Origin of the sequence: Flavobacterium sp. CFS9 (genome assembly GCF_041154745.1) — a bacterium.
GTDB lineage: Bacteria > Bacteroidota > Bacteroidia > Flavobacteriales > Flavobacteriaceae > Flavobacterium.
Window position 1 is genome coordinate 313,201 of record NZ_AP031573.1, and the last position, 14,874, is coordinate 328,074.

Below are 14,874 nucleotides of genomic sequence, written 5' to 3' on the forward strand. Positions count from 1 at the left end.
TCGATTAACTTGCAGAAGCAAAAAATCAATCGGATTATACACTATGGACTATAAAAACAACATTGCCTACAGGAAAGAAACGTTAAAGAAATTGTTGTACAACATTCAGAAAAGCGAGGATTTGATTGTAAAAGCTTTGTACGATGATTTTAAAAAGCCTGAATTTGAAGCTGTTTTAACCGAAACCAACTATGTAATTTCGGATCTAAAGGATACCATTAAAAACATTAATAAATGGGCAAAACCAAAACGTGTTTTGCCTTCTCTGCTCAATTTTCCTTCTACCGATTATATTTTTAAAGAACCTTATGGAAATGTTTTGGTAATTGCTCCGTGGAATTACCCGTTTCAATTGGCTTTATGTCCTTTAATTTCAGCTGTAGCCGCCGGAAACAGAGTTGTTTTGAAACCTTCAGAACTGACGCCTCATACCTCAGCAGTAATTGCTAAAATTATTGAGAAGACCTTTCATGTCAAACATGTGGAAGTTATTGAAGGCGGTGTTGAAGTTTCTAACAAACTACTGGCACAGCGCTGGGATTATATTTTCTTCACCGGAAGTGTTGCTGTTGGAAAAATTGTAGCCAAAGCTGCTGCCGAAAATTTAACTCCCGTAACTTTAGAACTAGGTGGAAAAAACCCATGTATCATTGACGAAACTGCCAATTTAAAACTGGCCGCAAAACGAATCGTATGGGGAAAATTCATGAATGCCGGACAAACCTGTATTGCACCGGACTATATCCTGGTTCAGAAAAACATGAAAGTCAATTTTATTTCTTTTCTAATAGAAGAAATTCTAAAAGCCTACGGTAAAAAAATAGACAAATCTCCTGATTTTGCCCGCATCATCAATACCAAAAACTGGGTACGCCTAGACAGTATGATCGAACGTGAAAAGGTTATTTTTGGAGGAGAAACAGCTGCTGAAAAAAACTATATCTCCCCTACTTTAATTGAAGAACCCGCTTTGGACAGTCCGGTCATGAAAGAAGAAATATTTGGCCCTATCCTTCCTATTCTGACTTACGAAACAGAAGCTGATATTCACAACGTGATCAGTCGTTATGAAAAACCTCTTGCCTTTTATGTCTTCAGTGAAAATAAAAATTTTGCTAAAAAACTAATTACTTCCCATTCCTTTGGAGGAGGCTGTATCAATGATACTGTGGTTCATTTCTCAAACAAAAGATTACCATTCGGAGGAGTTGGTCATAGTGGTATTGGTGCTTATCATGGTCAATTGAGCTTTGATATTTTTTCGCATCACAAAGCTGTCGTTAAAAAAGCAAACTGGCTCGATTTACCAATGCGTTACGCCCCCTACAAAGACAAACTGATATCCCTAAAACGTTTATTGAACTGGTTGTAATGTCTAAAAAAAACAATTTCGCATTGTTTTCCAGATTTTCATATCAAATTGATTAAAAATATTATATTTACGGCGCATTAATTATTTAAAATTTCGTCGATATAAAATAATTCTACTCAACTGAAAATGAAATCTACATCCGATCAGATCAAAGACATTAAAAATCATGGTTATACCTTAGATTTTTCAACTGTTTTCAATCATGCTTTTGAAAATTATAAAAAAATAGCCGTCTACGCGGGATTAATACTTTTAGTTTTTTCTGTATTCTTTGGACTTGTCGCTTATCTTGTAGTAGATGCTATTTTTAGCGTTGATAAATTGACAAAATTATACCTGCTTAACTTTCAGCCTCAAAATCTGTCTCAGATCAACATAATCATTTATGTTATGGCAACAGCCTTAGTATCGGCAATTATGAGCCCTTTTACAGCCGGATTTTTAAAAATGGCTGATTGTGCAGAAAAAGATCAGGAGTTCAATGTTTCTACGATCTTTTCGTATTACAAAAGCCGTCATTTTTCACAGATTTTCCTCGCTACATTTTTAATTTCATTGTTTAGCGTTATCGTTACTACCTTTTTAGAAATTCAAAAATTAAATTCATTAGGATTAGTTTTTTCACTGGTGTTATCCTTTTTTACCTTTTTAACCATTCCGCTTATCGTATTTGGGAACTTAAAAGCAGTTGATGCCATTTCATCAAGTTTCCTCCTAATAAGTAGGCAGCCATTGATGTTTATAGCACTGATGATTACTATAGCTGGAGCTATGCTGGTTGGTCTTTGTGCATTTTGTATTGGGATAATCTTCACCATTCCTTTTAGCTACTCCATGACTTATGCCATATATTGCGCTATTATAAAAACGGATAAAGAAGATCCTATTGACGCTATCGGTCAGTCTGATTTTTAAAAAAATATAAAATTTCAACTAAAAAAGAGTCTAACCTGCTCTGTTGAAATTTTCAAAATAAAAGATTTACTAAACCAAACATACCCCCGAATTCTATGGTAGCGAACTATAGTCTTTTCAATTCGTTGATCCCAGGAGTTGCCATACTTGGTAATGCCCTGAAATCAATTATTACGAAGTGGTATGTCATCAATTCAGATATCATATTTTACAACAACCCTAAGCTTATTATGTTAGGATTGTCGATGATTGCTTTTCTGACCCTTCTCGTATACCAATTCTTCCGGATCAAGACCAGAATTGGCTACTTCATCGAAAGAAAACCGGAAACAGAGACCGTAAACAAAGAGTATCATCTCTATATTTTGTTCTTTGGTATTGCATTAATTGTAATCGAAATCATCAACGAAATTTTTAAAATCAGGCCAAAAAGTCTACTTTTAGTAAATGTAAGCATAGGTTTCTCAATGCTTTTATTTTATTTCATAATTGGCAAAATTGAGTTTTTAAGAGAGCGGGTTCAGTCGATATTTATTCTATCCTTCTTTGTTTATCTCTTTTATATCGGATACAATATCATCTATCGCACCAACGATATTATTCCTATAATTGCTTTTCTAATCTTCTTCTACTTCTCCTACAGCATCTTAAAACCCATAAAATTATACTGGTTCTTTGTCGGATTAGTTTTTACCTTTCTGATTACAACGGTTGTTTATCAATTAATTCCCGTAAAATCATCCATTATCTTAATCAACTACTGCGTTCTGATCTTCATTCTTAACCAGGTTAAATATGCTGTACTGTTAAACAACAGCGATAATTTCCGATTCACTAATGAAATTGTACACAAAGGAAATTCGCTTACCATTGCCACGAACGAAAAAAACGAAGTCTTATTTTGCAGCGAAACCATCACTTCTATTCTGGGATATTTACCGGAAGAAGTTATGGGAGCTAAATTTTGGAAGTTAACAAATGAGACCGATTATTCTGAAAACCTCAGCACTATAACTCATGAAGAAGACAAGCTCTACATCAGGAAATTAAGAAGCAAAAACGGGGAATACAAATACATACAGTGGAAAGACAAAAGATTTTCCCAAGGTTTAATTATTAGTATCGGTCAGGATGTTACAGAACAAATTACCGTACGCGATCAATACAAAAACCTGATTCAAACCGCTACAGATATCATTTTTGAAATTGATTCTGATGGCTATTTTACTTTTATCAATGACTTTGGATTTTCGATATTAGGATATTCTGAGAACGAAATTATCTCGCAGCATTATTCTAATTTCATTCATGAAAACTATCAGCGTAATGCCGTAGATTTCTATGAAAATTTGGAATTGAATGAAAATAATTTCCCCACCATTGAGATTCCTATTCTGAAGAAGAATGGGAAAAAACTTTGGATTTCGCAAAAAATTATTGTTCGAAAAAATGACCTTGGGCAAACAATTGGTTTTGCCGGAATAGCCCGCGATATTACCGAAATTAGAAATATTGAGAACGACAAAAGAAAACGTCTGAAAAAAATCGAGTCGTATAACAATTCGATTAATAAACTCTCGACTACCGATTTTAGTCAATACGACAATTTAAATACGGTTATCGATTATATCATAAAAGAAGCAGCAATTGTAACCAAAACCAATCGGGTGAGCTTCTGGAAATGTCATAAAGACTTAATCAGCTGCAAGAATCTTTTCAGCATTGACAAACAGCATCTTAATGACAAAAATATATTGGACAAACAATCTTATCCAATTTATTTTGAAACACTTAAAAGCAAAGCAATCATCAATGCTCCGGATGTTTTCAATAAGCTCGAGACATCCGAATTTCAAAAATTATACTTTACCAAAAACCACATCAAATCGATGCTGGATGTACCTATATTTTTAAACGGACAGCTTGTAGGAGTGGTTTGTTTTGAAAGTACCGAAGAAAAAAGAAACTGGGACAATGAGGATATCAATTACGCCCGTACCATTTCGGATGTAATCTCATTGGCCATCTCCTCACAAATGCGTTTGGAAGCCGAAAAAAAATTAGAATTCAAAAGTCAGCTATTGTCAGCACTTTCCCTATGTACCGAGAAATTTCTGATGAGTAAATCTACTCAGGAAATGTTTCAGGAGACCTACAATTTAATTGGAAAAGCTGCCAAAGTAGATCATATGTACTACTACGAAAAAGATTTCACAACAAATACTGTAAGTCAGAAATACAAATGGTCCAGACAAGGTATTGAGCATCAGATCACAAAATTACAACGATTAACAAAAGACCAGTTACACGAAATTTACGAAGCTGCTCAGAACAAAAAAATCGTCAATACGCTTACCCGTAAACTAGACGATACTTTTTTCAAACAGCTGCTGATTGCCAATGAAATCAAATCGATTCTGATATTACCGCTGTACATCAACGATATTTTTACAGGATTCATAGGCTTTGACGATTGTACCAAAGAACGAAAATGGTCTGAAGAAGAAATTTATATCTTTCAGGTCCTGGCCAATAACATCTCATCGGCACTGGAAAGAAACCGAAACGAAACCAGGATTCTCGAAAGTGAGGAAAAATTCAAATTAATTGCCAACAATATTCCCGGCACGGTATACTTGTCAAAATTTGATGCTTTCTCTACCAAAATATTCCTCAATGATGAAATTTTAAACCTTACCGGTTATTCCAAATCAGAGTTTATTGAAAACAATTTATCGTTTCTATCTCTTATTCACCCTGATGACAAAGATGAAGTGGTCAACAACCAAATTGACAATCTACAGAGCGGAATGCCGTTGCACAACGTCTATCGCATACGGCGGAAAACAGGTGAATTTATTTGGGTAGAGGAATTTGGAGACGTGATTAAAAAAGGGGATGAAATTGAATTTGTGGGTGGAATTTATTTCGACATTACCAACAAAAAAGAAAGCGAAGATGCTATAAAAGCCAAGCAGCTGGCCGAAGCAGCCAATAAATCCAAGTCTGATTTTCTGGCCAATATGTCGCATGAAATCAGGACTCCTTTGAATGGTATCATTGGTTTCACTCATTTACTGATGAATACCGGCCTTGAAGAAATTCAGGAAAAATACATGACCACGATCAACCAGTCAGCACATTCGCTGTTGGATATCATAAACGATATTCTTGATTTCTCGAAAATCGAAGCAGGAAAACTGGAACTTTTTATCGATTTATACGACATTAAAAAAGTACTCGGACAGGTTTTTGATCTAATCGTATACGAATCCAATCAAAAAAATCTGCAGTTAGAATTGAATGTTGCTCCCGATGTGCCCAAATACATCTGGACCGATATTGTGCGAATCAAACAAATCTTAATCAATCTGCTTTCAAACGCAGTTAAGTTTACCAACGAAGGTTCTATCAAACTCAATGTTTCTGTTTTAGAAAAAAGCGACAACAACAATTGCACTATCCGATTCTCAGTAGTGGATACCGGAATTGGAATTCTCGAAAAAAATCAGAAGAAAATCTTCAAAGCCTTTTCTCAGGAAGACAGCTCTACGACGAGAAAATTTGGAGGTACGGGATTAGGACTGACTATTTCAAATCAATTACTCGCTTTAATGGAAAGCCGTTTACAGCTGGAAAGTAAAATCGACAAAGGAAGTAATTTTTATTTTGACCTGAACTTAAAAACAAGCAATCAAAGCATTAGCGAGAAATACAATACCGAACTTCAAAATACCGGTCTCGAACTAAATTCTGAAGACCCGATTTCAGATCAAAAAAATATTACTTTTCTGATTGTGGAAGACAATAAGGTTAACATGCTGCTTTTAAAAACCATCATCAAAAATCTGTACAGCGGCGCCTACATACACGAATGCGAAAATGGCTACGAAGCCGTAAGTCAATTTGAAAACATCAATCCTGATTTGGTTTTTATGGATATTCAGATGCCTATTATGAACGGTTACGAAACTACAAGAGCCATCAGAAATACCATTATAGGAAAAGACATCCCAATCATTGCCGTAACAGCCGGTGCTGAAAAAGAGGAACGCAACAAATGTCTTTCTGCAGGAATGAATGACTACATCTCTAAACCCATCATGAAAGGCAGTGTCGAAGAAGCTTTGGTAAAATGGCTAAAATAATACAAAACTAAATTCGGCTATTACGTCATTATTCCTAAAAAAAATATAAATTAGTACAACACAAACCTTTACGAACTAAAATTCAAATTACTATGAAATGGAAAGGAACAAGAGAAAGCGACAACGTTGAAGACCGAAGATCAATCTCTGGCGGTAAAGTTGCCATTGGCGGTGGCGTTATTGGTATTATCATTTTATTATTGAATGTTTTTGGCGGAGAAACCGGCCAAACGGTAGGTAATGTATTGGAGCAAATGCAAGGCGGACAACAAGCCACTGAGACTGCTGCCCCATTGAGTAAAGAAGATGAAGAAATGGGACATTTCGTAAGATCTGTTTTAGCTAAAACCGAAGACACCTGGGAGAAAAAATTCGCAGCAGAAGGACTTACCTATGAAAAACCAAAATTAGTACTTTTCAGAGGATCCGTAAACACAGCCTGTGGAGGTGCATCATCAGCGTCAGGACCATTTTATTGCCCGGGAGACCAAAAGGTATATATGGATTTAGGCTTCTTTGAAGAACTAAAAACTAAATTTGGTGCCCAAGGTGGGGATTTTGCTATTGCGTACGTTATAGCGCACGAAATAGGCCATCATATACAAACACTGTTGGGGACCTCGGCAAAAATGCGAGAAGCACAGGAAGGAAAAAGTGAAGCCGAAGCGAATAAGCTATCTGTAGCACTGGAACTACAAGCAGACTTTTATGCCGGTGTATGGGCTCATGACAACCAACAATATATAGAAGCTGGCGATATTGAAGAGGCCCTGAGTGCTGCCAATGCCGTTGGTGACGATGCCATCCAAAGTAAAATGCAGGGACAGGTAGTTCCGGATTCCTTTACTCATGGTACATCCGCACAAAGAATGTTCTGGTTCAAAAAAGGTTTCCAAACCGGAGACATTAAACAAGGGAATACCTTTGATGAAATAAGATAGTTCACAAACTAAATTGTAATAAACAAAAAAGCATGATTTTTTTAGAATCATGCTTTTTCGTTTCTTTCCCTTACCAATTCACTAAATGCAATAAAAAAAAACTTTAAGAATCCTCTTAAGTGCTGTAAGTTTCATTTCTGATTATTTTATAACCAACCTTTTTAAATTAAAAACTCCTGAATCGAAATTGTCCTTTGGATTTTTTTTGTAATTATTGGGGTTTATTACAAACTATTCAAATTCCAAATTTTACATTCGACTCAGGAGAAATACTAGGATCAACCTTACAGTGCTACCATTTTTACTTTATTTGACCATACTCTTATAGGTTAAGTATTTTATTTTTTACATTGTAAAGGTAGCATTGAATTTCAATCCGTTACATGATTAAAATCATAGAAATTATCTTTTTTATTTGATAATAAGAATCTGCAGCTAATCTGCTTTTGCCCCTTCAGGGCGATACTCCACTAATGAATCAAATCATAGTGCTTCGCACTATGCTGCTGCTTAAGCTCTTTCAGAGCAACTGCATATGGTATTAACTCCTGAAACTTGAAAGTTAAACCCAGAAATTAGAAACCAATTTTTTTTACCCTCAATATGGATCAAGAACAAAAATTGAAGAAAAAAGGGCTGAAAACCCGAAAAGCAACAACATCGTGCGCAATATTAAGGCATAAAAATTGCCCTGAAGGGGCAAAAGCAAACTTATACCTTTATAATCTTAAATAAAGAACAAACCACTCTTTTAGAAAATATAACTCAAAATGGTATAAATCCAACTTTTGCGTATAAGCTTCTGCCCTTTCAGGGCGAAAACGATAATTACCGTCATCATTCATAGTGCTACGCACTATGCTGTTGCTAAAACTCTTTCAGAGCTGCTTACTGTATTAGCTTCCGGAATTAGAAACTTGAAACTTGGAATTCGGAATTTAGAAATAATAAAGATTCATTTTTGTACAAAAACAAAAAAAGCCTTGAATTTCTTCAAGGCTTTAATTTCTGGGTGGCTGACCGGGTTCGAACCGGCGACCCGCGGCACCACAAACCGCTACTCTAACCAGCTGAGCTACAACCACCATTTTTCTGCTTAGCGAGTGCAAATATATAACTAATGTTGAGTTCTACAAAGAAAAAAATGAAAAATTTACAATAAATTTTCTAAGCTATTGACTGCCAAACACCTTTCAACAGTAAAACCTTCGGCAAAATCTTTCCCAACAAGTCTTCCTAAGTCCTGCGCACGATAATTTAAGCTTTCAAAGAAGTTTTTACTCGTAATTGGCGTAGCAGGTTCTTTTGAATTCGGATCATAAAACTGAGTTTTATATGCTGAAACCGCTTCAACCTTTTTCTTTTCAAAACCTGTGATATCCACAACGAAATCTGGCTGGATGTTTTTCCATTGAATATAATGATATACTACCTTTGGTCGCCAGGCTTCCTGGGGCTCTCCGTCTATTGAGGTTTCGATCTTTACCAGTCCGGACAAAAAGCAGGCATCCGAAACTAATTTACTTCCTTTCCCATGATCAATATGACGATCGTCAATTGCATTACACAATACAATCTCCGGTTTGTACTTTCGAAGCATTTTGATGACCTCCAGCTGATGTTTTTCATCATTCGTAAAAAAACCATCACGCATGCCAAGATTTTCACGAACCAGAACTCCTAATATCTTTGCTGCTTCTTTTGCTTCTTCATCTCTGATTTCCGCCGTACCACGCGTTCCTAATTCTCCGCGCGTCAAATCGACAATACCCACTTTTTTACCCAGTGATACTTCCTTTAAAATTGTTCCTGCACAACCCAATTCCACATCATCAGGATGTGCACCAAATGCTAATATGTCTAATTTCATCTTTTTTTGTTTTTTTGCTTTTTGTTTTTTTAGTTTCAGGTTTCAGGTTTTCAGTCGCAGTCCCGGTCCCAGTCCCAGTCTCAGTTTTCTTGTCAGTAGACTGAAAACTGAGACTGCGACTGATAACTCATAACTCATAACTCATAACTCTCAACACTCTTTTCATTGTCATCGACTTGTTCACGCTTTCCTCCCATTCCTTTTCCGGAACACTTTCTTTTGTGATACCACAGCCCATGTACAAAATTGCCGTATTGTCCTGAATTCGCATGCTGCGTAAATTTACATAGAAATCAGAGCTGATCTCATCGTTAGCAAAACTGCTGTTTAACTCACCCAGAAATCCCGTGTAAAAAGTTCTGTCGTAATTTTCATTTTCAATAATAAAGGCTTTTGCTTTTTTCTTTGGCAGACCGCAAACAGCAGGTGTTGGGTGCAGTGTATCGATAACTTCTTCAAGCGTCGAATTATCATTCAATACTCCTGAAATATCCGTTTTGATGTGCCAGATCGATCCTGCTTTCACACTATAAGGTTCTGTGACATTAACAGCAGAAGCTACTTCACGTAATCTTTTTACAATAAAATCTGTTACATATTGCTGCTCGTCTTTTTCCTTTTGCTGCCACAAAATATCCGTTTCCAGGGTTGCTTTTTGTGTTCCGGCCAAAGCCACAGTTTCAAAAACATTTCCATTGGCTTTCAGCAATCGTTCCGGTGTAGCTCCCATCCACAAACCAATTTTTGGATGAAAAAAAACATATGAAAAAGTCGTAGGATACAATTGAATCAGGTGCTGAAAAGTAGATACAAAATCAAACTCGCTTAAAGTTACTTTTTCGCTTCTGGACAATACTACTTTTTTGAATTCGTCATTCTTAATCGCCTGAATTCCTTTTAAAACCAATGCTTCATAGTGTAATCTGGCTTCATTATCATTAATCGAATCTTCAATTTCAGCGGTTTCAAAAGCAATTTCTTCCTGCTCTGTGGCTAAAATTTCAGATTCATTCTCCGGAATCAATATCAGTTGTTTTTCATCAAAAGAAGCAAAAACAAAACCCTTCTCTTTATAATCGGAGATTTTATATAACGTATCATTTTGCTGTAAAAGTGCAAAAATAGTAGTAGAATTTGGTTTAGAATACATTACAAAAGGCAAACCCTTTTCGTACTGCACTCTAATTTTAGAAAAAAAATCATCCATACTCTATACTGTTTTCTTTTTTTCCAAAACCATATTAGTCAGTTTGCAAAGTGAAATCAGATTTCCTTCTTCATCAGTAATCTTAATTTCCCACAAGTGGATACTTCTTCCTTTGTGAATGATTCTTGCTGTTCCAAAAACCCAGCCTTCCCGAATACTTTTCAAATGATTTGCTGAAATTTCGATTCCGCGTACTTCCTGTTCCTTCATATCGATAAAAAAGAAGGAGGCTGCACTGCCTACACTTTCTGCAAGAGCTACTGAAGCTCCGCCGTGTAACAAGCCCATGGGCTGATGAACAGAAGGATTTACAGGCATTTTTGCAGTTAAAAAATCAGGCCCTGCATCGATATATTCGATTTTTAGCGTTTCCATTAACGTGTTTTTCGAAAACTCATTGCAGCGCGCTAAAATCTGCTCTTTTGTATAATTCATTAAAATAGTCTTTAAAAACGTAAAATTAAAGAAAAGATGAGATACAAATTTGAAAATCCTTTTCTAAAATTAAAAATCAACTTCAAACGTGTAAGTTTTTTGCTATTTTTACAAAAACATTAATTATTGATCTGTCGCAGAGAAGTTTTTTCGCCACAGATTCCATAGATTTTTACAGGTTAAATATTTTTTCAAAACAGAAAAATCATTCTAATCCTCTTAATCAGTGGCAAAAAAAACTCATTCAAATGCGTCAATACTTTATACTCTTCATTTTTGGAATAATTCTGGCTTTTAGTTCCTGCCGAACTGATTTTGATACCGTTGCCAGCTCCGGAGATTTAAAGTTTTCTAAAGACACCGTTTATTTAGACACTGTTTTCAAGAATATTGGCTCCGCTACCTATCAACTTAAAGTGTACAATCGAAGCAAAAATGATATCTCGATTCCGGTTATTCAGCTCAAAAACGGCTTAAATTCAAAATACCGAATGACGGTTGACGGCATGAGTGGAAACAATGGTAAAATTTTCAAAGATGTAACACTTTTATCTAAAGACAGTTTATACATTTTTATAGAAACCACTGCAGATATCACCGATGCAAACCCAACCGATTTTTTATATACTGATCAGATTCAATTTGACAGTGGCGCCAATCTTCAGCAAGTCGCTTTGGTTACACTGATTCAGGATGCTGTTTTTCTTTATCCACAACAAAATCCTGACGGAACAAAAGAGAAAATCAAAATTGAAGGCAAAGATGTAGATGGCTTCTACTTGGATGATAACGATCCTGTCAATGGAAACGAACTGCTTTTCACCAAACAAAAACCTTATGTTATTTACGGATTTGCCGGTGTTCCAAAAAACAAAATAGTCACTTTTGAAGCGGGTTCACGCGTCTACTTTCATGCCAATTCAGGCCTTTTTGTCGACGATAAAGCTTCTTTACAGATTAACGGAACTGATTCTGCAACTCCAAAATTAGAAAACGAAGTTATTTTTGAAGGCGATCGTCTGGAATCACTTTACGATAATATTCCGGGACAATGGAACTCCGTCATTTTTGCTAACGGAAGTACCAACCACTCCATCAATCATCTTACCCTGAAAAATGCCGTCATTGGTTTAAATTTCAAGAATCCGAATCCTGCTTCGGCTATTCAAATCAAAAACACCCAGATTTACAACACTGTCGAATATGGAATACTGGCACAAAATGCCCGCATCAATGGAGAAAACATTGTGATCAATTATGCCGGTATAGCCAGTTTGTCTTGTGTATATGGGGGAGATTACAAATTCACACATTGTACTTTTAACAACAGCTGGTCCAATAATTCTCAATTTGCGGTGAACCTCAGCAACAGTCTGGCCAATGCTGTTCCGGAAACAAATCCGCTTACTCAGGCGACTTTTAACAACTGTATCATTTACGGATCAGGGACCAACGAGTTCAATTTAAACAAAAAGACCACGGCCGCCTTTGTGTATCAACTCAATAATTGTTTGCTAAAATTCAGCAGTTCTTCCACCAATCCGGATTATCAGTTCAAAACAGATCCTGCACACTACAACCAGATCATTCTGAACGAAAATCCGAAATTCTTTAATGTTGCTAAAAACCTGTTCAACATTGACAATACTTCTTCCGCTTTCGCGAAAGGAAATCAGGCCTACAATATTCCTTTAGATATTATGGGAAAAACGAGAACTTCCCCACCGGATTTAGGAGCTTATCAGAGTGCCGGTTTTCCTAAGTAATTTTATATCCTCTAAAATTTAAGTTCAACGATTTTTTGTCATTTCGAGGAACGAGAAATCACAAACAGAATTCGACAAAGATTGGCGACAATTGGGACGCAGTTTCGCATGTGATTTGCTTCGCCAATTCGCTATCGCTCGAGTCTCCCTTCGGTCGAAAATGACAAACTGAATTAAATTCACGCCCCCGTACTCCCTCTATTCTCTACCCAAAAAGCACTCGTAAGAAAATATATCCAAAATTAAACATCACTTAACTTATGTAATTCATAAAAATAGTAGATTTGTTAAAACTGATTTTCAATATTCTAAAATTCAGTGCTTTAAAAACAAAAAAACAACCAAATCTTAAAACTATTGATTATGAAAAAAAACTACTTTTTACTGTTATTGATGTTTGCCGCGACGGCATTTGCGCAAATTCCCACCGGCTATTACAACACCGCAACAGGAACAGGTTATACGTTGAAAACACAATTGTACAACATTATTAAAGGTCATACCGATAACGGATATGCGGGATTGTACACCACTTATCAAACCTCTGATGTTGACAATTTTTTCGAAAATGACGGGACTGTTTTAGACATGTATTCTGAAAATCCTTCCGGAACGGATCCCTATAATTACAGCACAGGAACCGCCCAAAGATGTGGTAATTATGTAGCAGAAGGCGATTGCTACAACCGAGAACACATCATTCCGCAATCGGTTTTTAATGAGCAATCACCAATGGTATCCGATGCCCATTTTATTACTCCAACGGATGGAAAAGTAAACGGAATCAGATCTAATTACCCTCACGGAACGGTTAGCACGGCCACTTATACTTCTCAAAATGGCGGGAAATTAGGTTCAAGCTCAGAATCCGGATACTCAGGAACTGTTTTCGAACCTATAAACGAATTCAAAGGTGATATTGCCAGAATGTACTTTTACTTTGCTACCCGTTACGAAAATACTGTTGCAGGCTACTCTTACTCAATGTTCGACGGTTCCGCCAACAAAGTATTTACTACCGCATTTTTGACTACACTTCTCGCGTGGCACGCACAAGATCCGGTAAGCGCAAGGGAAATTGCCCGCAACAATGCTATTTATGCCCGCCAGAACAACAGAAACCCTTACATCGATCATCCGGAATATGTCAATCAAATTTGGGGAGGCGCACCTTCTTCAGACACTCAGGCTCCAACCGCACCGACAAGTTTAGCTTCGACTTCAAAAACAGCAGCTTCCATTACACTTTCCTGGACTGCTTCTACCGATAATGTGGCTGTTACCGCTTATGATGTTTATGCAAACAGTGCTTTAAAAACTACTGTTTCCGGTGCAACTGCAACCATTACAGGTTTAACTGCCGCAACAGCTTATTCTATTTATGTAAAAGCAAAAGATGCCGCAGGAAATGTTTCTGCTTCAAGCAATACCATTTCGGTTACAACCGACAGTGGCGGAACCGGAACTACAACCGATCTCCTTTTCTCTGAATATGTCGAAGGGTCCGGAAACAATAAAGCAATTGAAATTGCCAATAACACGGGAAGTTCTGTGAGTTTAGCTTCATACTCGATCAAAAAACAAACTAACGGCTCAGGTTCCTGGAGTACAGGCTTGGCTTTGAGCGGAACTTTAGCCTCCGGAAGTAAATTTGTCATCGTAAACAGCTCCATAGCTTCAAGCTGTTATTCGACCAGTGCTGCTAACATCTCGACAACAGCTACAGAAATGGCCTATAACGGAAATGATCCAATCGGTTTATTCAAAAATGGCGTTTTAATCGACATCATCGGAACTTTCAATGGCGGAACTGCTAACTTTGGAGCTGATGTTACTTTAAGAAGAAAATCGACTGTTACTTCACCAAGTACTACTTTTAATCTAAGTGCGCAATGGGATTCGTTTTCACAAGATACCTGCTCTAATTTAGGCAGCAAAAAAGTACAGTCTACTGTAGCTGAAGCAAAAGAAAACATTGCAGATTATAACGGAATCATCGTTTATCCAAATCCATCTGACGGGAATTTTAATATCGGTCTAAACGAATCTGATTCTCCTTACTCCCTGGAAATCATTTCTTTCTCAGGCCAGAAAGTTTTTGAAAAACAAAATACAACAGAGAACACTTTTTCAGTAAGCCATTTACCAAGTGGTACTTATATTTTAAAAATCGTTAAAGATTCAAAAACTACCATCAGGAAAATAATCATTAACTAATTT

9 protein-coding genes and 1 tRNA gene are annotated in these 14,874 nt (G+C 36.6%); 6 read left to right on the forward strand and 4 right to left on the reverse strand.

Translation table 11 applies throughout. The features are described from left to right. Nucleotides 1-43: 43 nt before the first annotated feature. The 4 genes from ACAM30_RS01125 (at nucleotide 44) to ACAM30_RS01140 (ending at nucleotide 7,376) form a co-directional block, all read left to right on the forward strand. Complete coding sequence (locus ACAM30_RS01125) at nucleotides 44-1,372, forward strand: aldehyde dehydrogenase (protein ID WP_369616834.1); 1,329 nt, start codon at nucleotides 44-46, stop codon at nucleotides 1,370-1,372. 126 nt (nucleotides 1,373-1,498) lie between these two features. Beyond that, nucleotides 1,499-2,287 carry a hypothetical protein gene (locus ACAM30_RS01130; protein ID WP_369616835.1) on the forward strand — a complete coding sequence of 263 codons (789 nt, stop codon included), beginning with the start codon at nucleotides 1,499-1,501 and terminating at the stop codon, nucleotides 2,285-2,287. A gap of 95 nt (nucleotides 2,288-2,382) precedes the next feature. Continuing rightward, nucleotides 2,383-6,435, forward strand: a complete 4,053-nt coding sequence (locus ACAM30_RS01135; RefSeq protein WP_369616836.1) for a PAS domain S-box protein — start codon at nucleotides 2,383-2,385, stop codon at nucleotides 6,433-6,435. A gap of 92 nt (nucleotides 6,436-6,527) precedes the next feature. Continuing rightward, nucleotides 6,528-7,376, forward strand: coding sequence for a neutral zinc metallopeptidase (locus ACAM30_RS01140; RefSeq protein ID WP_369616837.1), 849 nt, complete (start codon nucleotides 6,528-6,530; stop codon nucleotides 7,374-7,376). Nucleotides 7,377-8,387: 1,011 nt separating this feature from the next. Here ACAM30_RS01140 and ACAM30_RS01145 read toward each other — a convergent pair. From ACAM30_RS01145 to ACAM30_RS01160, 4 genes are all read right to left on the reverse strand, one after another. Further along, nucleotides 8,388-8,461 (reverse strand) — tRNA-His (locus ACAM30_RS01145). A gap of 68 nt (nucleotides 8,462-8,529) precedes the next feature. Then, complete coding sequence (gene bshB1 / locus ACAM30_RS01150; protein WP_369616838.1) at nucleotides 8,530-9,246, reverse strand: bacillithiol biosynthesis deacetylase BshB1; 717 nt, start codon at nucleotides 9,244-9,246, stop codon at nucleotides 8,530-8,532. Between the two features lie 127 nt (nucleotides 9,247-9,373). After that, nucleotides 9,374-10,453 carry a chorismate-binding protein gene (locus tag ACAM30_RS01155; protein ID WP_369616839.1) on the reverse strand — a complete coding sequence of 360 codons (1,080 nt, stop codon included), beginning with the start codon at nucleotides 10,451-10,453 and terminating at the stop codon, nucleotides 9,374-9,376. A 3-nt stretch (nucleotides 10,454-10,456) separates the two neighbouring features. After that, nucleotides 10,457-10,888 (reverse strand): PaaI family thioesterase, encoded by a 432-nt coding sequence (locus ACAM30_RS01160; protein WP_017496067.1) that lies wholly within the window; start codon nucleotides 10,886-10,888, stop codon nucleotides 10,457-10,459. Between the two features lie 248 nt (nucleotides 10,889-11,136). Between ACAM30_RS01160 and ACAM30_RS01165 the strand changes: the two genes are divergently transcribed. Together ACAM30_RS01165 and ACAM30_RS01170 are read left to right on the forward strand one after the other, a co-directional pair. After that, nucleotides 11,137-12,654 (forward strand): hypothetical protein, encoded by a 1,518-nt coding sequence (locus ACAM30_RS01165; RefSeq protein ID WP_369616840.1) that lies wholly within the window; start codon nucleotides 11,137-11,139, stop codon nucleotides 12,652-12,654. A gap of 363 nt (nucleotides 12,655-13,017) precedes the next feature. Further along, entirely contained in the window at nucleotides 13,018-14,871 is a 1,854-nt protein-coding gene (locus ACAM30_RS01170; protein ID WP_369616841.1) for an endonuclease, read from the forward strand. Nucleotides 14,872-14,874 lie beyond the last annotated feature (3 nt).

Excerpts from the sequence above, each read along its gene's own strand:
- ACAM30_RS01125 (WP_369616834.1), top strand. The coding sequence starts at position 44 with ATGGACTATAAAAACAACATTGCCTACAGGAAAGAAACGTTAAAGAAA.
- ACAM30_RS01130 (WP_369616835.1), top strand. The coding sequence starts at position 1,499 with ATGAAATCTACATCCGATCAGATCAAAGACATTAAAAATCATGGTTAT.
- ACAM30_RS01135 (WP_369616836.1), top strand. The coding sequence starts at position 2,383 with ATGGTAGCGAACTATAGTCTTTTCAATTCGTTGATCCCAGGAGTTGCC.
- ACAM30_RS01140 (WP_369616837.1), top strand. The coding sequence starts at position 6,528 with ATGAAATGGAAAGGAACAAGAGAAAGCGACAACGTTGAAGACCGAAGA.
- bshB1 (WP_369616838.1), bottom strand. The coding sequence starts at position 9,246 with ATGAAATTAGACATATTAGCATTTGGTGCACATCCTGATGATGTGGAA.
- ACAM30_RS01155 (WP_369616839.1), bottom strand. The coding sequence starts at position 10,453 with ATGGATGATTTTTTTTCTAAAATTAGAGTGCAGTACGAAAAGGGTTTG.
- ACAM30_RS01160 (WP_017496067.1), bottom strand. The coding sequence starts at position 10,888 with ATGAATTATACAAAAGAGCAGATTTTAGCGCGCTGCAATGAGTTTTCG.
- ACAM30_RS01165 (WP_369616840.1), top strand. The coding sequence starts at position 11,137 with ATGCGTCAATACTTTATACTCTTCATTTTTGGAATAATTCTGGCTTTT.
- ACAM30_RS01170 (WP_369616841.1), top strand. The coding sequence starts at position 13,018 with ATGAAAAAAAACTACTTTTTACTGTTATTGATGTTTGCCGCGACGGCA.